The sequence below is a fragment of the Paracoccus sp. S3-43 genome (assembly GCF_029027965.1).
Lineage (GTDB): Bacteria > Pseudomonadota > Alphaproteobacteria > Rhodobacterales > Rhodobacteraceae > Paracoccus.
The window spans coordinates 870,295-895,458 of record NZ_CP119082.1 but is presented as its reverse complement, the minus strand read 5'-3'; the positions used below and the strand labels follow the sequence as shown (position 1 = coordinate 895,458).

The 25,164-nt window shown below is 68.7% G+C and carries 22 protein-coding genes and 1 pseudogene; 7 read left to right on the top strand and 16 right to left on the bottom strand.

Annotated elements, in window-relative coordinates; genetic code table 11:
• The first annotated feature begins 19 nt into the window (after nucleotides 1–19).
• From PXD02_RS04610 to PXD02_RS04595, 4 genes are read left to right on the top strand one after another with little or no spacing between them, the layout of a single operon-like run.
• The gene (locus PXD02_RS04610; RefSeq protein WP_275105745.1) at nucleotides 20–1,021 is read left to right on the top strand and encodes a sulfate ABC transporter substrate-binding protein; all 1,002 of its coding nucleotides are present in this window, start codon (nucleotides 20–22) and stop codon (nucleotides 1,019–1,021) included.
• Between the two features lie 2 nt (nucleotides 1,022–1,023).
• Nucleotides 1,024–1,863, top strand: coding sequence for a sulfate ABC transporter permease subunit CysT (gene cysT, locus PXD02_RS04605; protein WP_275105744.1), 840 nt, complete (start codon nucleotides 1,024–1,026; stop codon nucleotides 1,861–1,863).
• A complete protein-coding gene (cysW, locus tag PXD02_RS04600; protein ID WP_275105743.1) occupies nucleotides 1,856–2,728 on the top strand; it encodes a sulfate ABC transporter permease subunit CysW in 873 nt (290 codons plus the stop codon). The genes cysT and cysW overlap by 8 nt, the downstream gene beginning before the upstream one ends.
• A gap of 10 nt (nucleotides 2,729–2,738) precedes the next feature.
• The gene (locus PXD02_RS04595; protein ID WP_275105742.1) at nucleotides 2,739–3,458 is read left to right on the top strand and encodes a sulfate/molybdate ABC transporter ATP-binding protein; all 720 of its coding nucleotides are present in this window, start codon (nucleotides 2,739–2,741) and stop codon (nucleotides 3,456–3,458) included.
• 9 nt (nucleotides 3,459–3,467) lie between these two features.
• Here PXD02_RS04595 and recN read toward each other — a convergent pair whose 3' ends face one another.
• The 12 genes from recN to ftsW form a co-directional block, all read right to left on the bottom strand.
• Complete coding sequence (recN, locus tag PXD02_RS04590; RefSeq protein ID WP_275105741.1) at nucleotides 3,468–5,114, bottom strand: DNA repair protein RecN; 1,647 nt, start codon at nucleotides 5,112–5,114, stop codon at nucleotides 3,468–3,470.
• Between the two features lie 36 nt (nucleotides 5,115–5,150).
• Entirely contained in the window at nucleotides 5,151–5,999 is an 849-nt protein-coding gene (locus tag PXD02_RS04585) for an outer membrane protein assembly factor BamD (protein ID WP_275105740.1), read from the bottom strand.
• Nucleotides 6,000–6,150: 151 nt separating this feature from the next.
• Nucleotides 6,151–7,080: a UDP-3-O-acyl-N-acetylglucosamine deacetylase gene (gene lpxC, locus PXD02_RS04580; RefSeq protein WP_275105739.1), complete on the bottom strand. Its 930-nt coding sequence runs from the start codon at nucleotides 7,078–7,080 to the stop codon at nucleotides 6,151–6,153.
• A 207-nt stretch (nucleotides 7,081–7,287) separates the two neighbouring features.
• Complete coding sequence (gene ftsZ, locus PXD02_RS04575) at nucleotides 7,288–8,874, bottom strand: cell division protein FtsZ (protein ID WP_275105738.1); 1,587 nt, start codon at nucleotides 8,872–8,874, stop codon at nucleotides 7,288–7,290.
• A gap of 223 nt (nucleotides 8,875–9,097) precedes the next feature.
• Nucleotides 9,098–10,432 carry a cell division protein FtsA gene (ftsA, locus tag PXD02_RS04570; RefSeq protein WP_275105737.1) on the bottom strand — a complete coding sequence of 445 codons (1,335 nt, stop codon included), beginning with the start codon at nucleotides 10,430–10,432 and terminating at the stop codon, nucleotides 9,098–9,100.
• A gap of 4 nt (nucleotides 10,433–10,436) precedes the next feature.
• A complete protein-coding gene (locus PXD02_RS04565; RefSeq protein WP_275105736.1) occupies nucleotides 10,437–11,387 on the bottom strand; it encodes a cell division protein FtsQ/DivIB in 951 nt (316 codons plus the stop codon).
• Entirely contained in the window at nucleotides 11,375–12,265 is an 891-nt protein-coding gene (locus tag PXD02_RS04560) for a D-alanine--D-alanine ligase (protein WP_275105735.1), read from the bottom strand. Before PXD02_RS04560 ends, PXD02_RS04565 begins: the two co-directional genes overlap by 13 nt.
• Before the next feature lie 199 nt (nucleotides 12,266–12,464).
• Entirely contained in the window at nucleotides 12,465–13,406 is a 942-nt protein-coding gene (gene murB / locus PXD02_RS04555; RefSeq protein WP_275105734.1) for a UDP-N-acetylmuramate dehydrogenase, read from the bottom strand.
• Between the two features lie 160 nt (nucleotides 13,407–13,566).
• A complete protein-coding gene (locus PXD02_RS04550; protein WP_275105733.1) occupies nucleotides 13,567–13,824 on the bottom strand; it encodes a DUF2484 family protein in 258 nt (85 codons plus the stop codon).
• On the bottom strand, nucleotides 13,821–15,248 hold the full coding sequence (gene murC / locus PXD02_RS04545; protein WP_275105732.1) for a UDP-N-acetylmuramate--L-alanine ligase: 1,428 nt from the start codon (nucleotides 15,246–15,248) through the stop codon (nucleotides 13,821–13,823). Before murC ends, PXD02_RS04550 begins: the two co-directional genes overlap by 4 nt.
• The gene (locus PXD02_RS04540) at nucleotides 15,245–16,342 is read right to left on the bottom strand and encodes a UDP-N-acetylglucosamine--N-acetylmuramyl-(pentapeptide) pyrophosphoryl-undecaprenol N-acetylglucosamine transferase (RefSeq protein ID WP_275105731.1); all 1,098 of its coding nucleotides are present in this window, start codon (nucleotides 16,340–16,342) and stop codon (nucleotides 15,245–15,247) included. The genes murC and PXD02_RS04540 overlap by 4 nt, the downstream gene beginning before the upstream one ends.
• Complete coding sequence (gene ftsW, locus PXD02_RS04535; RefSeq protein WP_275105730.1) at nucleotides 16,339–17,505, bottom strand: putative lipid II flippase FtsW; 1,167 nt, start codon at nucleotides 17,503–17,505, stop codon at nucleotides 16,339–16,341. Before ftsW ends, PXD02_RS04540 begins: the two co-directional genes overlap by 4 nt.
• Nucleotides 17,506–17,663: 158 nt before the next feature.
• Here ftsW and PXD02_RS16845 point away from each other — a divergent pair.
• Nucleotides 17,664–17,840, top strand: a pseudogene (locus PXD02_RS16845) (BrnT family toxin); the annotation flags it as partial.
• A gap of 70 nt (nucleotides 17,841–17,910) precedes the next feature.
• On the top strand, nucleotides 17,911–18,165 hold the full coding sequence (locus tag PXD02_RS04525) for a BrnA antitoxin family protein (RefSeq protein ID WP_275105728.1): 255 nt from the start codon (nucleotides 17,911–17,913) through the stop codon (nucleotides 18,163–18,165).
• Between the two features lie 3 nt (nucleotides 18,166–18,168).
• On the opposite strand, the gene PXD02_RS04520 is transcribed toward PXD02_RS04525, so the two are convergent.
• Both PXD02_RS04520 and PXD02_RS04515 read right to left on the bottom strand, forming a co-directional pair.
• Entirely contained in the window at nucleotides 18,169–18,912 is a 744-nt protein-coding gene (locus PXD02_RS04520; RefSeq protein ID WP_275105727.1) for a cytochrome c biogenesis CcdA family protein, read from the bottom strand.
• Nucleotides 18,913–19,023: 111 nt separating this feature from the next.
• Complete coding sequence (locus tag PXD02_RS04515; RefSeq protein WP_275105726.1) at nucleotides 19,024–21,600, bottom strand: Rne/Rng family ribonuclease; 2,577 nt, start codon at nucleotides 21,598–21,600, stop codon at nucleotides 19,024–19,026.
• Nucleotides 21,601–22,151: 551 nt separating this feature from the next.
• On the opposite strand from PXD02_RS04515, the gene PXD02_RS04510 reads away from it, so the two are divergent.
• Nucleotides 22,152–23,048: an alpha/beta fold hydrolase gene (locus PXD02_RS04510; RefSeq protein ID WP_275105725.1), complete on the top strand. Its 897-nt coding sequence runs from the start codon at nucleotides 22,152–22,154 to the stop codon at nucleotides 23,046–23,048.
• 211 nt (nucleotides 23,049–23,259) lie between these two features.
• Here PXD02_RS04510 and PXD02_RS04505 read toward each other — a convergent pair whose 3' ends face one another.
• Together PXD02_RS04505 and PXD02_RS04500 are read right to left on the bottom strand one after the other, a co-directional pair.
• On the bottom strand, nucleotides 23,260–23,868 hold the full coding sequence (locus tag PXD02_RS04505; protein ID WP_275105724.1) for an inner membrane-spanning protein YciB: 609 nt from the start codon (nucleotides 23,866–23,868) through the stop codon (nucleotides 23,260–23,262).
• Nucleotides 23,869–23,963: 95 nt separating this feature from the next.
• Complete coding sequence (locus PXD02_RS04500) at nucleotides 23,964–25,028, bottom strand: DUF1223 domain-containing protein (protein WP_275105723.1); 1,065 nt, start codon at nucleotides 25,026–25,028, stop codon at nucleotides 23,964–23,966.
• Nucleotides 25,029–25,164: the final 136 nt, after the last annotated feature.

The window sequence follows — 25,164 nt, the reverse complement described above, 5'->3', positions numbered from 1 at the left end:
TCTTCAGGAGAAACGGTCCATGACCACATCGAAAACCGGCCGCATCGGCGCCTCGCTGTCGGCCATCCTGCTGGCTCTGGCCATCGCGGCCCCGGCATCCGCCGAAACGCTGCTGAACGTCAGCTATGATCCCACGCGGGAACTGTACCGTGACGTGAACGCGGCCTTCGCCGAGAAATGGGCCGCCGACGGGCACGAGGCCCCGACCATCGAGACCAGCCATGGCGGGTCGGGCGCGCAGGCCCGCGCGGTGATCGACGGGCTGAACGCCCAGGTCGTCACGCTGGCCCTGGCCTCCGACATCGACAAGATCGCCGAAACCGGCAAGCTGCCGGCCGACTGGCAGACGAAGCTGCCGCATAATTCCAGCCCCTATACCTCGACCATCGTGTTCCTGGTGCGCGAGGGGAACCCCAAGGGCATCGCCGACTGGGGCGATCTGGTCAAGGAAGGGGTCGAGGTGATCACGCCGAACCCCAAGACCTCGGGCGGGGCGCGCTGGAACTATCTGGCGGCCTGGGCCTGGGCGGAAAAGAACGGCCAGAACCCGCAGGACTTCGTGGGCGAGCTGTTCAAGCATGTCCCGGTCCTGGATACCGGCGCGCGCGGTTCGACCACCACCTTCGCGCAGCGCGGCATCGGCGACGTGCTGCTGGCCTGGGAAAACGAGGCCTATCTGGCGCTTGAGGAGATCGGCGAGGATCAGTTCGACATCGTCGTGCCGTCCGTCTCGGTGCTGGCCGAACCGCCGGTCGCCATCGTCGACGGCAACATCGCCAACGACGCGCAGCGCGAGCTGGCGACGGCCTATCTGGATTTCCTGTATTCGCCGCAGGGCCAGGCGCTTGCCTTCAAGCATTTCTACCGCGCCTGGGACGACAGCGCCGCCGACCCCGAGGACGTGGCCCGCTTCCCGAAACTGGATCTGGTCAGCATCGAGGATTTCGGCGGCTGGAAGAAGGTGCAGCCCGAACATTTCGGCGAAGGCGGCATCTTCGACCAGATCTACGTGGCCAAGTGACCATGACCGCGCGCCCCCTGATCCACAGGACCGCGATGCCCGGTCTTGGCCTGTCAGGGGGCATCACCCTGGCGATGCTGTCCATCGTCGTGCTGCTGCCGATCGGCGCCCTGCTGTTGCAGGGCGTCAATTTCGGTCTGTCCAATGTCCTGGCCGTGGTGGCGCGCGAACGCGTCCAGGCCGCGCTGCTGCTGTCGTTCAAGCTGTCGCTGCTGGCCGCGATCTTCAACCTGGTGTTCGGCGTGGTGCTGGCCTGGGTTCTGGTCCGATACCGCTTTCCCGGCAAGCGCGTTCTGGACGCGGCCGTGGACCTGCCCTTCGCGCTGCCGACCGCCGTGGCGGGGATCGCGCTGACCGCGCTCTATGCCCCGAACGGGGCGTTCGGCAGCCTGGCGCAATCGGTCGGCCTGAAGATCGCCTATGCCCAGGCGGGGATCTTCATCGCCTTGGTCTTCGTGGGCCTGCCCTTCGTCACCCGCACCGTCCAGCCGGTGATCGAGGAGATCGACCGCGAGGTCGAGGAGGCCTCCGCCACCTTGGGCGCGTCGCGCCTGCACACGCTGCGCCATGTGATCCTGCCGATGCTGACGCCCGCCGCGCTGACCGGCTTTGCCCTGGCCCTGGCCCGCGCGGTCGGGGAATACGGATCGGTCATCTTCATCGCCGGCAATATCCCGCTGCGCACGGAAATCGCGCCGCTGCTGATCGTCATCCAGCTTGAGGAATTCAACTATGACGCCGCCGCCGCCATCGGTATCGCCATGCTGGTGATTTCCTTCGCCATGCTGCTGGCGATCAACCTGATCCAGATCGTCAGCCGAAGGAAGATGGGCCATGTCTGACGCGGCCCTGCCCCGCCCCCGCGCCTTCCGCACCGCGACCGAGGAAGCGCCCGCCCTGCGCATCGCCCTGATCGGGATCGCCGTCGCGGGGCTGGCCGTCCTGGTCTTCGCCCCCCTGGCGGTGGTCTTTGCCGAGGCGCTGAAGGACGGCTGGCTGGCCGCCGTCGAAAGCCTGGGCAATCGCGACGCCCGGTCGGCGATCCGCCTGACCCTGCTGATCACCGCCATCGCCGTGCCGCTGAACGCGGCCTTCGGCATCGCCGCCGCCTGGCTGATCACCAAGTTCGACTTTCGCGGCAAGGCTTTCCTGATCACCCTGATCGACCTGCCGTTCAGCGTCAGCCCGGTCGTGGCGGGCCTGTGCATCGTGCTGCTGTTCGGCGCCAATTCCCTTGTCGGCGGCTTCCTGGTCGCCCATGGCTGGCCCATCGTCTTCGCCATTCCCGGCATCGTGCTGGCGACGGTCTTCGTGACCTTCCCCTTTGTCGCGCGCGAGCTGATCCCGGTGATGATCGAACAGGGCCGGGCCGAGGAAGAGGCCGCCCTGACCCTGGGCGCTTCGGGCTGGCGGACCTTTCGGACCGTGACGCTGCCGAATATCCGCTGGGCGCTGCTGTATGGCACGCTGCTGTGCACCGCGCGCGCGATGGGCGAATTCGGCGCGGTCGCGGTGGTGTCGGGCAAGATCCGTGGCCAGACCGCGACCATGCCGATCACCATCGAGATGCTGTATAACGAATACCTCTCCGTCGCCGCCTTCAGCATGGCCGCGCTGCTGACCGCGCTGGCGCTTGTCACCCTGCTTCTGAAAACCCTGCTGGAGGTGACCCATGCCGACCAGCTTGCCGCCATCCGCCGCCACTGAGGAGGCTGCCTTGCATATCGACATCGACGAAATCGCCAAGACCTTCGGCGGCACCACGGCGCTGCATCCGGTGTCGCTGAACATCCCCTCGGGCGCGCTTGTGGCGCTGCTGGGGCCGTCGGGATCGGGCAAGACCACGCTGCTGCGGATCCTGGGCGGGCTGGAATTCCCGACCTCGGGGCGGGTGCTGTTCAACGGCCAGGACGCCACGGGGATGAGCGTGCAGGACCGCCGCGCGGGCTTCGTGTTCCAAAGCTATGCGCTGTTCCGGCACATGACGGTGTTCGACAACATCGCCTATGGCCTGCGCGCCCGCCCGCGCGGCCAACGCCCCCCCAGGGCCGAGATCACCCGCCGCGTCACCAAGCTGCTGGATCTGATCCAGTTGCCCGATATCGCCGGGCGCTATCCGACGCAGCTGTCGGGGGGCCAGCGACAGCGCGTCGCGCTGGCCCGCGCCCTGGCGATCGAACCCCGGATGCTGCTCCTGGACGAACCCTTCGGCGCGCTCGACGCCAAGGTGCGCCGCGAATTGCGCCAGGGCCTGCGCGACATCCATGATGAGACCGGCCTGACCACGGTCTTCGTGACCCATGACCAGGACGAGGCGATGGAACTGGCCGACCTGGTGGTGGTGATGTCGATGGGCCGGATCGAACAGATCGGCAAGCCGCAGGACATCCGCGCCAAGCCCGCCACCGAATTCGTGCGCGATTTCATCACCACCTAGGGCGGCGCGTCAGCCCTGCAACAACGCCCGCGCCGCCTCCGTGGCGGCCCCGGTGATGCGGTCGCCCGACAGCATCCGGGCGATCTCCTCGACCCGCTGGGGCGGCGTCAGCGCCGCGACGGTGGATGTGGTCATGTCGTCATGGACCGATTTCGACACCCGGAAATGGTGGGCGCCCAGTGCCGCGACCTGCGGCGAATGGGTGACGACCAGCACCTGCGCATCCTCGGACAGCCGCTTCAGGCGCCGTCCCACCGCGTCCGCCGTGGCCCCGCCGACGCCCCGGTCGATCTCGTCGAAGATCAGCACAAGCGCGTCGTTGCCGCGCGCCAGGCAGACCTTCAGCGCCAGCAGGAAGCGCGACAGTTCCCCCCCTGATGCGATCTTGTCCAAGGCCCCCGCAGGCGCGCCGGGATTGGTCGCCACGGTGAAGGCCACGTCGTCGCGCCCGTCGGGACCGGGTTCGCCGGGCGCGACGATGGTCTGGAAGACCGCTCGTTCCATCTTCAACGGCGCCAGTTCCGCCGTGACGGCGCGGTCCAGGGCGGCGGCCGCCTGGCTGCGCGCCCGCGACACCTGATCCGCCTCGGCGTCATAGCCGGCCTCGGCCTCCTCGACCTGTCGGCGCAGGGCGGCGATCTGCGCCTCTCCGGCGTCGATCTGGCCCAGGCGGGCGCGCAGGTCGTCGGCCAGACCGGCCAGGTCGTCGGCCAGCACGTTATGCTTGCGGGCCAGGGCGCGCAGGGCGAACAGCCGTTCCTCGGTCGCCTCAAGCTGGCCGGGATCCACGTCCAGCGCGGACAGCGCATCCTCGACCCCGCGATGCGCCTCGCCCAGTTCGACCAGGGCGCGGGACAGCGCGGCCAGCGGCTCGTCCAGCCGCCCCTCGGCCCGGTCGGCGGCGCCTTCCAGCCAGCGGGTGGCGTCCAACATCGCGCCCTCGGCCCCCTCGCCGCCCAGCATCGTCAGGGCGCGGGCCACATCCTCGCGGATGCGGATGGCGCCCTGCATGGCGCGGCGGCGGGTGTCCAGAACCGCCTCCTCGCCCGCCTCGGGGGTCAGGTCGTCCAGTTCGGCCACGGCGTGGCGCAGGAAATCCTCCTCGGCCCGCGCGGCGGTCAGGCGGGCCTCGGCCTGATCCAGATCCCGGCGGGCGGCGCGGCGCGCGGCCCAGGCGGCGCGCGCAGGGGCCAGGTCGATGGCCCCGAAGGCATCCAGCAGCGCCCGGTGGCCGCGCGGGTTCAGCAGGCCCCGGTCGTCATGCTGGCCATGCAGTTCCACCAGCCTGTCCGACAGGGACCGCAGCACCTCGCCCGAGACACGGCGGTCGTTGACCCAGCCGGTCTTGCGCCCGTCGCCGCCGTTCACCCGGCGCAGGATCAGGTCGTCATCCTCCAGCGTGATCCCGGCATCGGCCAGCACGGCGCGCGCGGGATGGGCGGCGGGCAGATCGAAGACCGCCGTCACCTCGCCCTGCTGCGCGCCCTGGCGGACCAGATCGGCGCGGCCCCGCCAGCCCAGCACGAAGCCCAGGCAGTCCAGCAGGATCGACTTGCCCGCCCCCGTTTCGCCCGTCAGCACGTTCAGGCCGGGACCGAAGGACAGGTCCAGCCGGTCGATCAGCAGCATGTTGCGGATGTCCAGCGAACGCAGCATCAGTCATCCTTGCAGCGCGAGGCCCGACCCCGCCCGTTACAGCCACCGCCCCTGGATCATCTGGCGATAGACGTTGTTCAGCCAGTTGTCGCCGCGCGCCTCGGGCGCCAATCCGCGACCGCGCAACTGGCCATAGGCATCCTGATAGAAGGGCGAGGACTGGAAATTGTGGCCCAGGATCGCCCCGGCCGTCTGCGCCTCGTCCGTCAGGCCCAGGGCCAGATAGGCCTCGACCAGCCGCAGCAGCGCCTCGGGCGTCTGGCCGGTGGTCTGGAATTCCTCGACCACGACGCGGAAGCGGTTGATGGCGGCGGCATAATGCCCGCGTTTCAGGTAATAGCGCCCGATCTCCATTTCCTTGGCGGCCAGGTGATCGAAGGCCAGGTCGAATTTCAGGATCGAACTGCGCGCATATTCGCTGTCGGGATATTGCTCGATCACGGTGCGCAGCGATTGCAGCGCCTGGAAGGTCAGGCCCTGGTCGCGCCCCACCTCGTCGATCTGGTCGTAATAGGACAGCGCCAGCAGGTATTGCGCATAGGCCGCGTCCTCGTCGCCCGGATAGGTGTCGATGAAGCGCTGCGCGGCGCTGCGCGCCTCTTCATAGTTCTGGGCGCGGTGGTTGGAATAGGCCTGCATGATCAGCGCGCGCTTGGCCCATTCGGAATAGGGATACAGCCGCTCGACCTCGGCAAAATAGAACACCGCGTCTTCCGGCTTGCGGCTGTTTTCGAGCTCGAACTCGCCGCGCTTGTAGATTTCCTCGGCGGTGAAGCGGTCCAGGTTCTGCTTGTCGGAATCGGTCCCGCCCCTGCCACAGCCCGTCAGCACCAGACCCGCCAGAACCGCCGCCATCACGGAAGCCGAGAATTTCGAGCGCGCCATCTTCACCCTGCCTGTGACTTCTTCCTTGCAGCCGCCCCGCCGGGGCCGCGCTGCCCGGACCCTCTAGCACAGAACATCAGGGGGCGCAAAATGGCAATCCGTTGAATTTCACCCGCGTTTTACGGCATGGCTTGACGTCGCGGAAGGCCGCCTACGCGGCCACCCAAGCCGTCGCCGCCAGGTCATAGGCGGCGACGCCCGCGCCCGGCAGACGGTCCTCCAGGGCGGGGGAACAGGTCTCCCACCGCCAGGCGGTCGGATCGGCGAACAAGGCGCGCAGCAGCCGGTTGGTCATCGCATGGCCCGCGCGATGGCCGGTATAGCGCGCCAGCAGCGGCGCGCCCGCCAGCGCCAGATCGCCCATCGCGTCCAGCATCTTGTGGCGCACCGCCTCGTCCCGGTGGCGCAGGCCGCCGGGCGACAGCACCCGCGCGCCGTCCACCACCACCGCGTTCAGATAGGTGCCGCCCAGGGCCAGCCCGTTCTTGCGCATCGCATCCACATCCGCCTGGCGGCAGAAGGTCCGGCTGTCGGCCAGTTCGCGCAGGAAGGCGCCGTTGGCCATGTCCAGCCGCTTTTCCTGATGGCCGATGGCGGCATCCGTGAAATCGATCTGGAAGTCGATTTCCAGGTGGTCGGCCGGGGTCAGCCGGGCGAAAGCCTCGCCCTCGCGCACCTCGACCGGGCGCAGCACGCGGATGGCGCGCAGGTCAGCCGATTGCAGCACGATCCCGGCGCGCAGGATGGCGCGCACGAAGGGGGCGGCGGAACCGTCCAGGATCGGAACCTCGGGTCCGTCGACCTTGACCAGGGCGTTGTGGAGGCCGGTTCCCGCCAGCGCCGCCATGACATGTTCGACGGTGGACAGCGTCGTGCCCTTGCCGTCGTCCATCAGCGTGCACAGCCGGGACGGTGTGACGTGATCCCAGCGGGCGGGGATGTCCATGACGGGGTTCAGGTCGGTGCGGCGAAAGACGATGCCGTAACCGGCGGGGGCAGGATGGATTTCCAGCCGCGCCGGGGCGCCCGAGTGCAGACCCACGCCCTGAAACATCACCGCTTTTTTCAATGTCGCCTGCATGACAACTGCCTTTGCCTCGTGTCGCAACGGAAAACGTCCATCGCTGTAACGGCTGACCTAGACCTTGGGGGGCAAGCGTTCAATTAACGAATTGTGACGGCATGAAACATTCGGCGGCGGCGCGGCGCGGCGCCCTCCGTCCGGGCAGGCCCGCAACGGAAAAGGGCCGCATGACGCGGCCCCTTCCGTATCAGTTTCGTGACCGGATCAGTTGGCTTGGCGGCGCAGGAAGGCCGGGATTTCCACATTGTCGCCCGCCGCGTCGGGGCTGGCCAGATCGTCGAAATCGGTTTCCTGCTGGCGCGCGCGGACCGCCACGCGTTCGTTGACGCGTTCGGAAATCGAGGCCGCGGGCGGCTTCGGCGCGCCCTGGTCGGCATGGCCCGCCATCCGTTCCAGCATCCGGCCCAGGCCCGCCATGCGGCTCTGGTTGCGGGCGGGGTCGGCCGGCTGGGGCGCGGGCTGGGGCTGCTGGCGTTCGCCCTTGTGCTCGACCGCGCGGCGCAGACGCTCCAGCGTCTCGGGCGAGGCCTGGCCGCGCGATGCGCCCTGCGGCGCACGGGGCGCGATGAAACCGGCGTCGTCGTTGACGTTCAGCATCATCGGCTGCGCGGGTTCCTTGCGCTGATAGGCGGGGGCGGGCATGTCGTCCTCGGGCCGCAGGACGGGCGCGGCGGCGGGGCGGGGCTCCACGGCCGGCGGGGCCACGCGGCGCGGCGGCAGATCGTCCTGCCGGGAGGCGGTTTCCACCTTCTGCGAGACCGCCGGGTTCTGGGTCAGCGGCTCGGCCATGGACCGGCGGGGGGCCGGAACCTCGGCCAGGGCGACGGCGGCGTCGATGCCGGTCGCCACGACCGACACGCGGATCGAGCCGTCCATGTCGGGATCCAGCGTCGAGCCGACGATGATATTGGCGTCGCTGTCCACCTTGTCGCGGATGACGTTCGCGGCCTCGTCCAGTTCGAACAGGGTCATGTCATAGCCGCCGGTGATGTTGATCAGCACGCCCTTGGCGCCGTTCAGGCTGACCTCGTCCAGCAGCGGGTTGGCGATGGCGCGTTCGGCGGCTTCCTGGGCGCGGTTTTCGCCCGACGCCTCGCCCGTGCCCATCATCGCCTTGCCCATCTCGTCCATGACCGAACGCACGTCGGCGAAGTCGAGGTTGATCAAGCCCGGCTTGACCATCAGGTCGGTCACGCCCTTGACGCCCTGATACAGCACGTCGTCGGCCATGGCGAAGGCTTCGGTGAAGGTGGTCTTTTCGTTGGCGATGCGGAACAGGTTCTGGTTGGGGATGATCAGCAGCGTGTCCACGACCTTGTGCAGCGCCTCGATCCCCTCATCGGCCTGGCGCATCCGCTTGGTGCCCTCGAACTGGAAGGGCTTGGTCACCACGCCGACGGTCAGGATGCCCATCTCGCGCGCGGCCTGGGCGATGATCGGGGCGGCGCCGGTGCCGGTGCCGCCGCCCATGCCGGCGGTGATGAAGCACATATGCGCGCCCATCAGGTGATCGACGATGTCCTCGATGGTTTCCTCGGCGGCCTTGGCGCCGATGGCGGGCTTGGCCCCCGCGCCCAGACCCTCGGTCACTTTCGGACCCATCTGGATGCGGTTCGACGCGCGAGAGCTGGACAGCGCCTGGGCATCGGTATTGGCGACCACGAACTCGACCCCGTCGAGGTTCTTCTCGATCATGTTGTTGACCGCGTTGCCGCCCGCGCCGCCGACACCGAAGACGGTGATCCGGGGCTTCAACTCGTCTTCGTCGTTCATCATCAGGTTGAGGTTCATGGTTTCCGCCTGTTTTCGCTATGTCGATCGGGTCATGTCCTGCCGCCCGTCGAATCCCTCGTAATCAGTTCCAATCCTAGCGGCAGGCCGCCGCTGCGTCACTGGAAAAACACGCCGGAACCCCAAAATCTGGTGGTCGTTGCAGGTGGTTTCGGCGGTATCTTGCCAATAAGGTTGAATGCGGTGGCGCAAGCGCGACACCACGCGATGTATAGATCCGAGATCACCAGTTGTTCCTGAACCAGCGATAGGCGCGGCGCAGGCTGCGCGTCGGATAGCTGTGGGCGGGCATCTCGAAATCCCACCATTCGTCCTGGGGATGGGCCGCGAACAGCGCCAGGCCCACGGCACTGGAAAAACCCGGATCGGTGAACTGGTGCGCCAGCCCGTCGATACGCAGCGGACGCCCGCAGCGGATGTTCGGCCCCAGGATGCGCGCCGCCAGACCGTCCAGGCCGGGGATCTGGCTGCCGCCGCCGGTCAGCACGATCTGCTGGCTGGGCATCGAATCAAACCCCGCCGCGTCAAGCACTTCGCGCACGCCTTCCAGAATCTCCTCGACCCTGGGGCGCATGATGCCGATCAGGTCGGCGCGGCTGACCGGGCGGCGGTCGGCGTCCCATTCGCCGCTGCCCGCGCCGGTATCCAGCATGTCGCGGTCGTCGCGGCCGGTGGCCTCGACCCCGCCGTTCAGGGTCTTCAGCCGTTCCGCGACCGGCAGCGGCACCCGCAGGCCCTGGGCGATGTCCTGGGTGACAAGCTGGCCACCGATTTTAACATTGTCGGCGAAGATCATGTGTTTCTTAACAAAAATCGACACGCCCGTGCCGCCGCCGCCAAAGTCGATGCAGGCCGCGCCCAGTTCCTGTTCGTCCTCGACCAGCGACGCCCGCGCCGAGGCGTAAGAGGCCGAGGCGACGCCCGCCAGTTCCAGGTCGCAGCGGCGGATGCATTGCACCAGGTTGCCGATCACGTCGCCATCCACCGTCAGCACATGCATGTCGCAGGCCAGCCGGTTGCCGGCATGATCGCGCGGATCGCCCAAGCCGCTGCGATTGTCGACGGCGAAGTTCACCGGCTGGGCGTGCAGAACCTCTCGGCCCCGGCCGAAATCGGGCGCGTCGCAGGCCGCCAGGACCGAGGCCACGTCGTGATCGTGGACCCGCCCCGCCTCCAGCGTGATTTCCCCCGCCAGGCCATAGGATGCCGGGCGGCCGCCCGACAGGCAGGCGATGACGTGATCGACGCGCACGCCCGCGACCTTCTGCGCCGCGGCGACCACCGTGCGGATCGCGCGTTCGGTTTCGGCCATCACGTCGATCTGGCCGCGCCGCATCCCGCGCGACCGGGTCGAGGCCGCGCCGATCACGCGGAAATTCACCTGCCCCGCCATCGGTCCCACGCCGTCGGTCTCGCGGAAGGTGCCGGTGCCGTCGAAGCGCAGGACCAGGCAGGCGATCTTGGACGTGCCGATGTCCAGGATGCCGATCACGCCGCGTTGCAGGGCCGCCCGGCGGATGTTCCGCATCGCCCGCTGCGTCTGGTACAGTTCCGCCATAGCCCTAGCCCCCTTTCTTTTCGTCTTCCTGAATCACCTTGCCGTCCGGTCCCAGGATCGGCTGGCCGCGCGCCTGGCGAATGGTGTTGCGCGCGTCGATCCCCAGCCGCATCACCGGACGCGAGGGGTTGCGCAGGTCGATCACCGCGATGTCGCGGCCCAGCATGTCCTGGGCGTGGTCCAGGGCGATGGCGGCCTCGATCGCGATCAGCGCGCCCTGGGCGGGCAGCATGATCCGCTGGCCGTGATCCAGCACCAGATCCCAGCGGCGTTCGCCCCGCCGCACCAGGCCGCGCACGCGCGGCAGGATCGGCCCGGCGGCGTCGATCAGGGCCAGCGCCTCGGGGACCGCCAGATCCGCGCCCTCGCCCGCGATCAGCGGCAGGTCGGGGCGCACGTCGCGCGCGGTGACCGAGGCGACGCGGTGGCCGGTCCTGTCCAGGATCTCGATCCCGCGCGCATGGCGCCACAGGATCGCGGGTTCGCGTTCCTTGACCACGGCCGACAGGATCCCGCCCGGCTTGATGCGCAGGTCGATGGATTCGATCACGTCAAGCTGCATCACCTGCAAGCGCAGCGCGGTCAGGTCGATGTCGAAGCTGGAGGCGGGCAGATCGACCGGCAGCATCGCCCGCAGCGCCTTGTCCACCACCGGGGACGCGCCCTCGACCGTCATGATCCGGACCTGGAATTCCTCTCGGCTCTGGACCTTGGTCATGATCTGCTGCACGCCGTCGGTCAGCAGCGCGCGGCGGTCGGGATCGGACAGCCACAGCCCCGCCGTCATGGCGACCAGGAAGGCCGGGACGCCGACCCGGACGGCGCGGCGCCAGATCGGGCGCAGCCACATCCGTTCCAGCCGGTATTGCAGCCGCGACGGCGCCGGGTCACGCCTGGGCTGCGCCGGGGGCTGCTGCGGCTGGCGGTTCGGGCGGTGGTCGATCACGTCCGGCACAGCGCGTCCTCGACCATCCAGCGCATCAGGGCGGGGAAATCCAGGCCCGCATGGGCCGCCTGTTCGGGGGCCAGCGAGGTGGGCGTCATGCCGGGCTGGGTGTTCACCTCCAGCAGGATCAGCCCGTCGAGGCCCCGCCTGTCGTCCCAGCGGAAATCGGTGCGCGACAGGCCCCGGCAGCCCAGGGCGTCATGGGCGCGGACGGCGTAATCCAGGCAGGCCGCGGTGATGTCGGCGGGAATATCCGCCGGGATCACATGGCGCGAACCGCCGACCGTGTATTTCGCGGCATAGTCATACCAGCCCTCGGTGATGATCTCGGTCACGCCCAGGGCGCGGTCGCCCAGAACGGCGGTGGTCAGTTCCCGGCCCGGCGCATAGGTTTCGACCATCACCCGCGCGGGCATGGTATCGGCCAGTTGCGGCGGCTGGTTGGCGCCGTCATGGACGATATAGACGCCCACGGACGACCCCTCGTCGTTCGGCTTGACCACATAGGGCGGCGGCAGGACATGGCGGGCGCGCACCTCGGCCGCATCGGCGATCATGCTGTCCACGACCGGCAGTCCGGCGGTGCGCAGCGCGTCCTTGGCCCGCGTCTTGTCCATCGCCAGGGCCGAGGCCAGCACGCCCGAATGGGTATAGGGCAGGCCCAGCCATTCCAGCAGGCCCTGGATGCAGCCATCCTCTCCCCACCGGCCATGCAGGGCGTTGAAGACGACATCGGCGCGCAGACCGGCAAGGCGGGCGACCAGATCGCCGCCGCGTTCGGAACCGAGTTCGACCTCGATCACGTCATAGCCCGCCACCCGCAGCGCATCCGCGCATTCGCGCCCCGATGACAGCGACACCTCTCGTTCGGCCGAGGGTCCGCCCATCAGAACGGCTACGGTAGGGGCTGTCCTGCTCGACCTGCCCGCCACGTTTCGCCTTTCGTCCCGGTTGGTCCGGGATTTCCTGTCCCGCGCGGCCGGGTTGGTCCCGATCCTGCGCTTATCGGACAAGAATAGCGGATGCGCGGAAATCGCAAAAGGACAAATTTAGCTATCTGCCAAAGATTGTTGGAGGAATCGTTGATCAATTCTGGGTTGCATGAGGCAGGGGATCGCCCACGCGGATCACCTCCCACTGCAATTCGTGGCCGCTGTCTTCCAGGACGCGGCGGCGGACCAGTTCGCCCAGGGCTTCCAGTTCGGCGGCCGTGGCCCCGCCGGTGTTCAGCAGGAAATTGGGATGCTTTTCCGACATCTGCGCCCCGCCCCAGCTGTGGCCGCGCAGGCCCGCCCGGTCGATCAGCGACCACGCCTTCAGGTCGTGGACATCATCGGCCAGTCCGGTCGAGCTGAACCCGGCCGGGTTGCGGAAGGTGGATCCGGCGCTGCGGTCCTTGGTGGGCTGGGTCTCGTCGCGCCGGGCAAGCTGGTCGGCCATCTTCTGGTGCAAGGCGTCGGGATCGCCGGGGGACGCGCGGAAAGTGGCCTCGGTCAGGACGCAGCCCTCGGGCAGGTCGGCGTGACGATAGGCGAAGCGCAGGTCGTCGGGGGTCAGCACGATGCGCCTGCCGTCGCGGGTGACGCCGCGGGCCTCGATCAGGTGATCGGCGACATAGCTGCCGTAACAGCCCGCGTTCATGCGCACCGCGCCGCCGATGCTGCCGGGGATGGTGCGCAGGAAGGTCAGATCCAGCCCGCCATCCGCCGCCCGGCGCGCTACATGGGCGTCAAGCGCGGCGGCGCCTGCGGTCACCCGGTCGCCCTCGACCGTGATGCCGTTGAAGCCCCGGCCCAGGCGGATCACCACGCCCCGGATGCCGCCGTCGCGCACGATCAGGTTGCTGCCGACGCCGATCGGAAAGACCGGGACCGAGGGATCGAGGGCGCGCAGGAAATCGGCCAGGTCATCCTCGTCCGCCGGTTGGAACAGCCAGTCGGCGGGGCCGCCCACGCGCAGCCAGGTCAGGGCGTCCAGCGGACGGTCGGGGGTCAGGGTGCCACGGGTCGGCGGAAGATCAGGGGTCATGGCGATGTGGTAGCCAGCCGGGCAGGACAGGTCAACCGCGCCCCGCCCGACGCATCGCGGCCCGCACCTTGACCAGGGGCGATCCGCTGGCGGCGCATGGCACCGTCCAGCGGCTGGCCCTGTTGATCAGCAGGTCGGTTCGGACCGGCCCGAACGGCGGTCAGTCCAGGGGCGGCATGGCCCGCTTGCCCGGCCTGCGGCGCGGGGCGCGCAGCAGGATGGCGAAGCCCAGGGCAAGACCCGCGACGCCGGCTATCGGGCCGCCCGTCAGGGTCAGCCAGCCCAGCACCGGGATGCCGGTCACGATCAGCGCCCAGAAGGCCCGCGACCGCTGCCGCACGGGCAGGCGCCGTTGCAGCACGGCCAGGGCCAGCCAGCCCGCCACCACCGCAAGCGCCAGGACCGCCGAATGGATCATGCGGCCCGCCCCTGCAACCGTTCCGGCAACCCGTTGGCCCAGGTCGAGATGGTGCCCGCCCCCAGGCAGACCACCATGTCGCCGGGCCGGGCCTGTTCGCGCACCAGCCGTTCCAGGTCGTTTTCGTCCAGGATCGCGCGGGCGTGGCGATGGCCATGGGCGATCAGCCCCGCCACCAGATCGTCGCGGGTGGCGCCGGGGATCGGATCCTCGCCCGCCGCATAGACCTCGGCGATGGCGACCACGTCGGCCTCGTTGAAGCAGGTGCAGAAATCGTCGAACAGGTTCGACAGGCGGCTGAAGCGGTGCGGCTGATGCACCGCGATGACCCGGCCCTTGGTGGCTTGGCGCGCGGCCTTCAGCACGGCGGCGATCTCGACCGGGTGGTGGCCATAGTCGTCGATGATCGTCACCCCGTTGACCTCGCCCACGCGGGTGAAACGGCGGCCGACGCCGCCGAATTTCGCCAGAGCCTCGCGGATCTCGGCCTTCTTGATGCCCAGGTGGCGGGCGACGGCCACGGCGGCCAGGCAGTTCGAGACGTTGTGATCGCCGGGCATGGGCAGGCTGCACCCCTCGATCATCTCGATATCGCCCGTCTCGGTCGGGCCTTCGCCTTGCAGGGCGATGTCGAAATGGGCGATGCCGTTCTCATAGCGCAGGTTCATGGCCCGCACATCGGCCTGGGCGTTGAAGCCGAAGGTCACGACGCGGCGGTCGGTCAGCTTGCCGACCAGGGCCTGCACCTCGGGGTGATCGGTGCAGCAGACGGCCAGACCGTAGAAGGGAATCCCCGAGGCGAAGTTCAGGAAGCCCTGGCGCAGCGCGTCAAAGCTGCCCCAATGCTCCATATGCTCGGGGTCGATATTGGTGACGATGGCGATGTCGGCGGGCAGGCGGTTGAAGCTGCCGTCCGATTCGTCGGCCTCGACCACCATCCATTCGCCCGCACCGGCCCGCGCGTTCGACCCATAGGCATGGATCACGCCGCCGTTGATGACGGTCGGATCCAGCCCGCCCGCGTCCAAGAGCGTCGCCACCATGGTCGTGGTGGTGGTCTTGCCATGGGTGCCCGCGATGGCGATGTTCGATTTCATCCGCATCAGTTCGGCCAGCATCTCGGCCCGGCGGACGACAGGCAGGCCACGGCGCCGCGCCTCCTCAAGCTCGGGGTTGCCCTTCTTGATCGCGGTCGAGATCACCACCACGCCCGCAGCCCCGATATTCTCGGCCCGCTGGCCTTCGAAGACGCGCGCGCCCAGGGTCTCCAGCCGGTCGGTGATCTTCGATTTCTTCGCGTCGCTGCCCTGCACGTCATAGCCCAGGGTCAGCAGCACCTCTGCGATGCCCGACATGCCGATGCCGCCGATGCCGATGAAATGGATCGGCCCCAGCTCGTGCGGCAGTTTGGTGGCGGCATTCATCGGGCAATCTCCGTGACAAGGTCGTACAGACGCCGCGCGGCGTCGGGGCGGGACAGGAACAGCGCGGCGGCGGCCATCTGGCTGGCGCGGGCGGGATCGTTCAGGATCGCGCGGATGTCGCGCGTCAGGCCGGGCGCGTCAAGCACCGATTCGGGATGGATCAGCGCCGCGCCCGCCTCGGCCAGGGATTGCGCATTGGCGGTCTGGTGGTCGCCCGCCGCCGCCGCATAGGGGATCAGGATCGCCGGGCGGCCGATCACGGTGATGTCGGCCAGCGAGGACGCGCCCGACCGGCTGACGACAAGCTGGGCCCGGGCGATGCGGTCGGGAACGTCGGTGAAGAAGGGCTGCACATCGGCGCTGATGCCCGCGTCCGCATAGGCGGCGATCACGCGGTCCCGATCCTCGGCCCGCGCCTGGTGACTGACGCGCAGCCGGGCGCGCATGTCGTCCGGCAGGGCGGCGACGGCGGCGGGAATCACGTCGGACAAGACCCGCGCGCCCTGGCTGCCGCCGATCACCAGCAGATGCAGCGGCCCCTCGCCCGGCGGGGCATAGGGCGACGCCGCCTGGTCCAGCACCGCCTGGCGGACCGGGTTGCCGGTATGGACGGCGGTCGCGCCGTCGGGCAGGTCGGTGGGCCAGGTGCCGCAGGCGATCCGCTGCACCCGGCGCGCGAACAGCCGGTTCACGCGGCCCATCACGCCGTTCTGTTCATGGATCATCCGGGGCAGCCCCAGCGTCACGGCCGCCGACAGCGCCGGGATCGTCGGATAGCCGCCGAAGCCGATCACCACGGCGGGCCGGTCGCGGCGCAGGCCGGTTCTCGCGGCCAGCACACCGGCGGCGATCTTCACGGGCGCCGTCAGCTTGCCCCACAGCCCGCCGCGCGCGGTCGTGGCCGACCGCACGACGCTGCGTTCGACCGCATCGGGGAAGCCGCCCGCATAGCGCGCGCCCCGGTCGTCGGTCGACAGCTTGACGCGCCAGCCCCGGTCCAGCAACAGCTCGGCCAGGGCCTGCGCGGGAAACATGTGGCCGCCGGTTCCTCCGGCGGCGATCAGGGCCAGGGGCGTATTCGTCGGCGCGGTCATCCCCGGCCCCGGCGCAGGATCTCGGCCAGTTCGCCCTGAGGGCGGGTCCGGGTCAGCGCCAGCAGCATCCCGGCGGCGATGCCCGATGCGATCACCGACGACCCGCCATAGCTGACGAAGGGCAGCGTCATGCCCTTGGCGGGCAGCAGGCGCACCGCCACGCCCATGTTGATCAGCGCCTGCACGCCGAAGGCGCAGGCCAGCCCCGCCCCGGCGATGCGCGCGAGGGGATCGCGTTCGCGCAGCAGCCGCAGCAGCGACCGCACGACGATGGTGCAGTAAAGGGCGATGACTGCCAGCACCAGGACGGTGCCGTATTCCTCGGCCGCCACCGCGATGATGAAGTCGGTATGCGCATCGGGCAGCGACCATTTCACGCTGCCCTCGCCCACGCCGACGCCGAAGAAGCCGCCGTCCTGGATGGCCTTGGTGGCATAGCCGATCTGGGTGCGCGGGTCGATTTCGGGGTTCAGGAAGCCGTTGATGCGCCGGGCGAAATGTTCCGACGCGCCATAGGCGAAGAACCCGCCCAGTGCCGCGATGGCCATGACGGACATCAGCAGCACCATCGGCGCGCCCGCGACGAAATACATCACCAGCCAGGAAAACAGCACCAGCGAGGCCTGACCGAAATCCGGCTGCAAGGCCAGCAGGATCACCACGACCATGGCGGTGACAAAGGAATAAAGCCTGCCCGGCGGGCCGCCGATGGACTGCGCGGCGGCCATGAACCAGGCGCAGATGGCGACAAAGCCGGGCTTCAGGAACTCGGACGGCTGCATCGAGATCCCGGCGATGGACAGCCAGCGGGTCGCGCCCTTGCCGTGATCCTCGCCGATCAGGGGCAGCAGCAGGATCAGCACGAAGGCCGCCGCAAAGCCCATCACCCCGATGCGCCGGATCTGGCGCGGCGACATCATCGAGATCACCAGCATGATCACCAGGGCCATGCCGCCGAACACCGCCTGCCGCTGGACATAGTAGAAGCGCGGCAGGTCGTTCTTTTCCGCCAGCGGGACGGATGCCGCCAGCCCCAGCAGGATGCCGATGGCGAACAGCCCCAGCACGCAGGCCAGCGACCATTTGTCCAGCGTGCGCCACCAGCGTGGAAGAATCGGGTCGCCCGCCCGCACGGGCGTCGTGCCAAAGACCATCTCGGTCATGGGGATACCGCCGTCACTGCCTCAGAAATCCGCCTGGTTGTCCAGGTCTGCCGATCAGCATAGCGCGAAAATAGGCTCCGCGCTACTGGGGATTGCGGGGCGCCGTGCCGTATATACGATTTGCTTGACAGTCCGTCACGCAAATCGTATATACACCCATGCGGATCGAGTTCGATGCCGCGAAAGACGCACTCAACATCGCCAGGCATGGCATAACGCTTGCGCGCGCGGCCGATCTCGAAATCCTTGTCTTTATCGAGGATGGCCGAAACGACTACGGCGAAACCCGGTATCGCGCCTGGGGGATAATCGACGGGATGGCCCGTTGCCTGGCCTTCACCGACCGGAACGGCACCCTTCGCGCGATCAGCCTTCGCCGGGCACACAGGAAAGAGATGGATCGCCATGCCCCGCCGGACCGTGACCGACCCCGACAACCCCGAATGGACCGCCGCCGACTCTGCCGGGGTGCGGCCCGCCAGCGACTTGCCCGATCACATCCGGGCGGCCTTTCCCCGGACCCGAGGCCCGCAGAAAGCCTCGACCAAGGTGCCGGTGTCGATCCGCCTCAGCCCCGAGGTCATCGCGCATTTCAAGGCGGGCGGTCCCGGTTGGCAGAGCCGGATCGACGAGGCGTTGCGGAAGCTGGCGGGCGTCTGACGCTTATCCCAGCATCGCCAGCCCCGGAAACGTCTCAAGCAGCCAATAGGAAAAGGCCGAGAACGCCCCGGTCAGCAGCATCGCCCCCACGACCAGCAGCAGCGCGCCCATGGCCCGTTCGATCACATGCAGCCAGGGCTTGATGCGGTTCATCAGCCCGATGGCGCGGTTGATGAACACCGCGGCCAGCAGGAACGGGATCCCCAGGCCAAGCGCATAGACCGCCAGCAGCGCGGTGCCGCGCGACAATTCGCCCCCGGTCGCGGCCAGCGTCAGGATCATGCCCAGTTGCGGGCCGATGCAGGGCGTCCAGCCGAAGGCGAAGGCCAGGCCCAGGACATAGGCGCCGAAGGCTCCGCCGTCCTGCTTGCCCGCCTCCATCCGGGCCTCGTGGTCCAGGATCGGGATGCGGATCACATGCAGGAAATGCAGGCCCATCACGATCACCATGACGCCGGCGATCTTGGCCAGCAGATCCTGATATTGCAGGAAGGCCCGCCCGAAGGCGGAAGCCGCGAAGCCCATGATCAGGAACACCGTGGACAGGCCCAGCACGAAGAACAGCGCGGGCAGCACGGCGCTGCGTTCCCGCGCCTTCAGCCCGTTCACGCCCACGCCGGTCATATAGGCCAGATAGGGCGGCACGATGGGCAGCACGCAGGGCGACAGGAAGGACAGGATCCCCGCCAGCAGCGCCACGAGGGCGGCGGGCAGGAAGGCGGCGGTGGCGAGTTCGATTCCCAGCATGGCGCGCAGTCTAGCGATTGATTCCGCGCGGACCATGGGTCATCGCGTCACGCCCCGGTCAAGAAAAGGGGCGCGGTGGTCCCGCGCCCCCCTGGCATCAGCGATCGGGCGTCAGCGGTTGCCGGACCACCAGCCCCGGCGCTTGGGACGATCCGCCTCGGCCTCGGCCATTTCCGGCTCGGGTTCGGCGGGCAAGTCCTGCGGCGCAGGCCGGGATTGGTCCCCGTCCGCTTCGGGTTCAGCACCCTGCGGTTCGGGGGTGTCGATCACCAGGGCCTCGACCATCGTCTCCTCGACCTCGACCGCGACCAGTTCGGCGGGCACGAAGGCTTGGGCCTGGGGTTCGGGATCGGCGGCCTGGGGTTCGGCGGCAATCTCAGACAGAGGCACGATCTCGCCGTCCTCGGCCGGAACCTCCTTCGGTTCGGGGCGGGCGTTCAGGCCCGGCAGCGCCTCGGCGGGTTCCTCGGCGGCCTCGGCCAGATCGACCACCTCGGGCAGTCCCTCGGCGCGGGGAAGATCGCCACCGCGGCGACGGCTGCGCGACCGCGACCGGCGCTTGCGGCCGTTGCCTTCGGCCTCTGCCTCGGCGGCCTCTCCTTCGGCGACCTCGGGTTCATCCGCGGTCTCGGCCATGTCCTCGGCACCGGCTTCGGCGTCATCATCCGCCTCGGGCACATCGCCCTCGGCGCGGTCCCCGCCCTTGCGGCGGCGGCGGCGGCGGCGGCGCGAACGGCCCTCGTCGTTCCGCTCGTCGGACGCAGAGACCTCGCTCTCGGGTTCGGCGACCTCGGCCTCGATCTCCTCGGGCAGGTCGTCGTCCTCGTCGTCGATCTGGGCCATCAGGTCGGCATCGACCGACAGCACCGGGGCCGAGATCTCGGGGACGTTGCGGGTCGCGGTCTTGAACTTCTCGATGGCGTAATCGGGCGAGATCAGCGACGGATCGGCTTCAAGCCGGACAGACAGGCCATAGCGCGCCTCGATCCCGGCGATATGCTCGCGCTTCTGGTTGATGAGGAAGTTCGCCACCGCGACGGGCGCCTTGACCAGCACCTCGCGCGAGCGCTTGCGGGTGCCCTCTTCCTCGATGGCGCGCAGGATGGTCAGCGCCAGGCTGTCATCGGACCGGATCAGCCCGGTGCCGTGGCAATGCGGACAGGGCTGGGTCGTCGATTCCAGCATCCCCGGACGCAGCCGCTGGCGCGACATCTCCATCAGGCCGAAGCCCGAGATGCGGCCCACCTGGATCCGCGCGCGGTCGGATTTCAGCTTGTCCTTCAACCGCTTCTCGACCGCGGCATTATTGCGCCGTTCCTCCATGTCGATGAAGTCGATGACGATCAGCCCGGCCAGGTCGCGCAGGCGCAACTGGCGCGCGACCTCGTCGGCGGCCTCCAGGTTGGTCTTCAGCGCGGTGTCCTCGATGGAGCCTTCCTTGGTGGCCCGGCCCGAGTTCACGTCGATGGCCACCAGCGCCTCGGTCACGCCGATGACGATATAGCCGCCCGATTTCAACTGCACGGTCGGGTTGAACATGCCCGACAGATAGCTTTCCACCTGATAGCGCGCGAACAGCGGCATCTGGTCGGTATATTGCTGCACGGCCCCGGAATGGGTCGGCATGATCATCTTCATGAAGTCCTTGGCGACGCGATAGCCACGCTCGCCCTCGACCAGAACCTCCTCGATTTCCGAGTTGTAGAGGTCGCGGATGGTCCGCTTGATCAGGTCGCCTTCCTCGTAGATCGCGGCCGGGGCCACCGACTTGAAGGTCAGGTCGCGGATCTGTTCCCACAGCCGCAGCAGGTATTCATAGTCGCGCCGGATTTCGGTCCGGGTCCGCTGGCTGCCCGCCGTGCGGATGATCAGGCCCGCGCCCTTGGGCACGTCCAGTTCCCCGGCGATGTCCTTCAGCTTCTTGCGGTCGGCGATATTGGTGATCTTGCGGCTGATGCCGCCGCCGCGCGCGGTGTTGGGCATCAGCACGCAATAGCGGCCGGGCAGCGACAGATAGGTGGTCAGCGCGGCGCCCTTGTTGCCGCGTTCCTCCTTGACGACCTGGACCAGCATGATCTGCCGGACCTTGATCACTTCCTGGATCTTGTAGCGGCGGGCGCGCGGCTTTTTCTGAACGCGGATTTCCTCGGCCACGTCTTCCTCGGCCACCGATTCGATGTCCTCGTCCTTGTCGGAGGCATCGGCGGCGGGGGCGTCGCCGTCGTGATCGTGATCGTGATCGTGCTGGTCGGCCTCGGGCTCGTCCTGGGGCGCGACGTCGGTGCCCTCCTCGGGGGCGGCATCGGCGGTGGCGATGTCCTCGCCCGTCCCGGCGCGTTCGGCCTGCGGCTTGCGGCGGCGGCTGGCGCGGGCGGCCTCCTCGGCCTCCTGGGCCTCGGCATAGGCGCTTTCCTCGGCGATCAGCGCCGCGCGGTCGGCGGCGGGGATCTGATAGTAATCCGGGTGGATTTCCGCGAAGGCCAGGAAACCGTGGCGGTTTCCGCCGTAATCCACGAAGGCCGCCTGCAACGAGGGTTCGACCCGCGTCACCTTGGCCAGGTAGATGTTGCCCGAGATCTGGCGCTTGTTTACGGTCTCGAAATCAAATTCTTCGACCTTGGTTCCGTCCACCACGACCACCCGAGTTTCCTCGGCATGGGTGGCGTCGATCAGCATTTTCTTTGCCATTGTTATGTCTTTCGCGCGGGGGCGCGCCCGGCGGCGCCAATGACACCCCCGCACGCAGGCCGCGATATGATGATGGGGACACGGGCGCGGCACTGGCGACGGCGATGCGGCGGGACAGGCCTGCGGCCCCCCCGTTCCGATCCAGTCCGTCCCTTTCGCGCGTCATCGCGTCTGTTCCTTACGGTTCGCGCGGCGGCTGTTGGGCCGGCCGCGCCGCTGTCTGCTTTCGCCCGGCCGCATCGCGATGCGCACCGGACGGGCTTTCCCGCGTGACCGATCCCGCCTTCCGAAACCCGGTGCGAAACCTGCCACGCTGCGAAACTGTGGGCGTCGCGCAACCCAGGATTGCGGAAAGCGCGGCGCATAGACGCAACATAGAGGGCCAGGCGTGGAAAATTCAATGGGGAAAACGGCATGGCGCGGAATACGCGGGTTTCGGCCTGCGAAAACGGCGCCCGCGCACCCTGCGTCACGCAGCCTTAACGGTTCTTTCACGCCGGTGTCGCACCCTTCGCCTATGCCCTGCGGGCAAGACAGACGGGGAAAACGCCATGCCTGTGGTCAAGGTCGATGCGGATCGCGCGCTGCCCGAAGGGTTGCTCCCCACTGCCCGCGCCCTGCCCGGCCATGCGCCGCTGATCGTGATGATCCACGGCTATCGCTATTCCCCCGCCGCGCCGCATTGCGACCCGCACCGCCACATCCTGTCGCTGGACCCGGACCCCGCGCATCGCCGGGGCCTGTCCTGGCCGCGCGCCCTGGGCTTCGGGGCCGACGCCGCGGATGAGGGGCTGGCCCTGGCCTTCGGCTGGGAAGCGCGGGGGATGCTGGGCCGGGCCTATGCGCGCGCGGGCGACGCGGGCCGCGCCGTCGCGGCCCTGGTGTCGGATCTGGCCGGTCAGGCCGGGCGGCCGGTCGCGCTGATCGGGCATTCGCTGGGCGCGCGGGTGGCCTTGCAGGCGCTGAACCACGCCGATCCGGGCAGCATCGGGCGGATCGTCCTGCTGACGGGCGCGGAGTTCCGCGACACCGCCGCCGCCGCCCTGGACAGCCCCGCAGGCCGCCGGGCCGAGGTTCTGAACATCACGTCGCGCGAAAACGACCTGTTCGATTTCGCGATGGAGATGTGGCTGGACCGGGGCCGCAGGCAGGCGCTTGGCTTCGGCCTTGACCGGCCGGCGGGCAACTGGCTGGACGTGCAGATCGACGACGCGGCGACCCTGGCCGCCCTGGACCGGCTGGGCTTCCCGGTCGAGCGGCCGTCGCTGCGCCTGTCGCACTGGTCGCCCTATCTGCGGCGCGGGCTGTTCGATTTCTATCGCACCGCCCTGGCGCAGCCCTGGGCCTTGCCCCTGTCCATGCTGCGCACCCGCCTGCCCGGCCGGACGCAGCCCCGGTGGTCACGCCTGCTGGCCGCGCCCGCGCAATTCGGCGGGCTGCGGGCATAGCGGTCAAAGGGAACCGGCCTTTTTCCGTATGGTCCGCCCGATCGGTAAAGGCTTTGCCTTCGCCACGCGATTCCCTTCACCTTCCCCCACCGCCGGGCCTCAAAGGCCCGGCCAGCGCCGTCTCTGGTTGCACCCTCGCGCAAAAAGGGGGGGGGGAAACGCGGCGCGTTTCCTGATCCCGCCCGATCCGAGGCCAAGGGGAAAATCGACGCTATTTCGTCGCGTCGTCGGTCGGAACCTCGATCGAATGGGCGCGGTACAGGCCCGCATTGCCCAGCAGGAAGACGAAGATCACCAGCGGCATCCCGAAGGTCTTGAAATAGACCCAGGCGGTTTCCGACATGCTGCGCCAGACGATCTCGTTCGCGACCGCCAGGCCCAGGAACAGCAGCGCCATCCGCAGCGTCAGCTTGCGCCAGCCTTGGGCATCCATCGGCAGGGCCTCGGACAGGACGGCTTGCAGCCAGTTGCGCCCCGTCGCGAAGCTGAAGCCCAGAAGCCCCGCGAACAGCAGATAGATGATCGTCGGCTTGATCTTGAAGAAGCGCGGATCGTTCAGCCAGACCGACAGCCCGCCGAAGACCGCGACCAGCACCAGCGTCGCGATCTGCATCGGCGACAGCTTGCCGGTGAGCCGCCAGCGGACCAGCGTGGCCAGGGCCAGCGCCGGGATGAAGACCAGGGTGGCGAAGACCAGCGGCGTGTAGGTCCGGCCCCACAGCGCGACCTCCGATCCCCGGCTCAGCATGAAGACCGCGAAGAACAGAAGCAGCGGCCCCCATTCCAGCACCTGCAACACCCAGGCTTTCGGTTCCTTCATCGCATCCCTGTCCTTGTTCCGGCCGACCGGCCCGTTCTGCTGCATCGCGGGCCTCCGGGCAAGCCCTGCCCGACCGCCCGAACCCGACCGCCCGCCTAGTCCAGCCTGATCGCCGCCAGAATCGGACCGGGCATGTCCTCGCCGTCTTCCTTCTGGACCAGCAGGGCGTGCCGGGTATCGTCGGGAAAGCGGTCGTCCGCCGCGCCGTCGGGGCTGACCGTCACGCGCAGCGCCGCCACGCCGTCCCATTCCGCCAGCCGGTCCAGCGACAGCACGACATTGGTATAGGTGACGACCTTGCCGCGATTCTCGCCGGCCGTCATCTCGACCCGGCGCTCGGGGGCATAGCGGACCAGCAGGATGTCCACCCCCCCGCCCAGGTCGGACAGCGGCATCAGCTCGATCATCTCGCCCTTGGGGGTGGTGTCGCGGCGGATGCTGATGGTGGCGGGAGACAGGCGGCTGGCGTCGATCAGGCCCATCAATTGCGCCGGTCCCAGCGTGACGGCGGTGTCCTGGCCGTCGACGATGACCTGCGGCGTATAGACCGACCGTTCCCCCGCCGCCATGGCATAACGCTCCTGACGCTCGGTGAACGCGGGGCTGGCGAAGCTGTCGGCCCAGCCCAGATAGTCCCAGTAATCGACGTGGAAGGACAGGGGCAGGATGTCCGGCTCGTCCAGAAGGCCCGCCAGCATGGCGTCGGCGGGCGGGCAGGACGAACAGCCCTGCGAGGTGAAAAGCTCGACCACCACCGGCAGGGCATCGGGGTTGAAGCCGTAATGCTCCAGCGGCGGCGGCGTCATGTCCCCGGCGGCGAAGCTGTTGAAGCCGCCCGTCTCGAACGGCACATAGGTCGAGGATGGCGACGGCGCCCAGCGGCCCGGATCGCTGGGCGCGGCGATGACCGGCGCCTCGGCGTCCTGCCCACCACCGCCCGTTTCGCCACCGCCCGGCCCGCCACCGCCCGGCCCGACAGGGGCGCCCATCGCGGACAGGCCGCCCCCCTCGCCCGGCCCCCCCGGACCGCCGTCCTGCGCCCCGGCGGATCCGCCCGCCGCGATGGCCAGGCTGCACAGGGCGGCGGCAAGAAGTCTGGAGGGTCTGGCTGCCGTGACGGTCAGCATTCCGAAGGTCCGATGCGTGGTTGATCCGTTCACCTTGCTTAACCCCGCCGCCTCGCCGGGAACAAATCAACGCTTCGTTAAGCAGGATCCGGCGCAGGCGTCGTGCCTCTTGAGCAACAACGGCCGTTATGGTATGCGATTGCATACAATTTGTGGCGCGAGTCCCTTG

Bases quoted from the DNA above. Each gene is read 5' to 3' on its own strand.
- PXD02_RS04610 (WP_275105745.1), top strand. From the start codon at position 20: ATGACCACATCGAAAACCGGCCGCATCGGCGCCTCGCTGTCGGCCATC.
- cysT (WP_275105744.1), top strand. From the start codon at position 1,024: ATGACCGCGCGCCCCCTGATCCACAGGACCGCGATGCCCGGTCTTGGC.
- cysW (WP_275105743.1), top strand. From the start codon at position 1,856: ATGTCTGACGCGGCCCTGCCCCGCCCCCGCGCCTTCCGCACCGCGACC.
- recN (WP_275105741.1), bottom strand. From the start codon at position 5,114: ATGCTGCGTTCGCTGGACATCCGCAACATGCTGCTGATCGACCGGCTG.
- PXD02_RS04585 (WP_275105740.1), bottom strand. From the start codon at position 5,999: ATGGCGCGCTCGAAATTCTCGGCTTCCGTGATGGCGGCGGTTCTGGCG.
- lpxC (WP_275105739.1), bottom strand. From the start codon at position 7,080: ATGCAGGCGACATTGAAAAAAGCGGTGATGTTTCAGGGCGTGGGTCTG.
- ftsZ (WP_275105738.1), bottom strand. From the start codon at position 8,874: ATGAACCTCAACCTGATGATGAACGACGAAGACGAGTTGAAGCCCCGG.
- ftsA (WP_275105737.1), bottom strand. From the start codon at position 10,432: ATGGCGGAACTGTACCAGACGCAGCGGGCGATGCGGAACATCCGCCGG.
- PXD02_RS04560 (WP_275105735.1), bottom strand. From the start codon at position 12,265: ATGGGCGGACCCTCGGCCGAACGAGAGGTGTCGCTGTCATCGGGGCGC.
- murB (WP_275105734.1), bottom strand. From the start codon at position 13,406: ATGACCCCTGATCTTCCGCCGACCCGTGGCACCCTGACCCCCGACCGT.
- PXD02_RS04550 (WP_275105733.1), bottom strand. From the start codon at position 13,824: ATGATCCATTCGGCGGTCCTGGCGCTTGCGGTGGTGGCGGGCTGGCTG.
- murC (WP_275105732.1), bottom strand. From the start codon at position 15,248: ATGAATGCCGCCACCAAACTGCCGCACGAGCTGGGGCCGATCCATTTC.
- PXD02_RS04540 (WP_275105731.1), bottom strand. From the start codon at position 16,342: ATGACCGCGCCGACGAATACGCCCCTGGCCCTGATCGCCGCCGGAGGA.
- ftsW (WP_275105730.1), bottom strand. From the start codon at position 17,505: ATGACCGAGATGGTCTTTGGCACGACGCCCGTGCGGGCGGGCGACCCG.
- PXD02_RS04525 (WP_275105728.1), top strand. From the start codon at position 17,911: ATGCCCCGCCGGACCGTGACCGACCCCGACAACCCCGAATGGACCGCC.
- PXD02_RS04520 (WP_275105727.1), bottom strand. From the start codon at position 18,912: ATGCTGGGAATCGAACTCGCCACCGCCGCCTTCCTGCCCGCCGCCCTC.
- PXD02_RS04515 (WP_275105726.1), bottom strand. From the start codon at position 21,600: ATGGCAAAGAAAATGCTGATCGACGCCACCCATGCCGAGGAAACTCGG.
- PXD02_RS04510 (WP_275105725.1), top strand. From the start codon at position 22,152: ATGCCTGTGGTCAAGGTCGATGCGGATCGCGCGCTGCCCGAAGGGTTG.
- PXD02_RS04505 (WP_275105724.1), bottom strand. From the start codon at position 23,868: ATGAAGGAACCGAAAGCCTGGGTGTTGCAGGTGCTGGAATGGGGGCCG.